Genomic DNA, 268 nt, shown 5'->3' with positions numbered 1-268 from the left:
CTGCGCGGCGGCATAGTCGCCCGGCTGATAGCTGGTGGTGCCCCACAGCGTCGCCATTCCGAACGTGGCGAAGAAGCCGATCAGGTTCAGCACGCGCCACGCCTGACGCTGCGCGATGAACAGGATCGCGGCGTTGAGGATCGTGTAATAGACGAACACGCCGACGATGTTGCCGCCGCCACCCGCGAGCAGGACGGGCACGGCGAAGCCCCCGGCGAAGGCGGTCGTCGCCAGCGCCTGCGACCGTTGCAGCAGCGCCAGCGCACAG

Annotated in this window: 1 protein-coding gene; it reads right to left on the bottom strand. The window is 68.7% G+C overall.

Annotated features, from left to right (window positions below; all coding sequences use genetic code 11):
- Nucleotides 1-268 (bottom strand): DUF2339 domain-containing protein (locus AC0IYH_RS31855; protein ID WP_471838270.1); only part of this gene is annotated, 268 nt, incomplete at both ends.

This window comes from Pseudomonas sp. AC463 (genome assembly GCF_979253585.1).
This window is presented reverse-complemented; position numbering and strand designations above follow the sequence as displayed.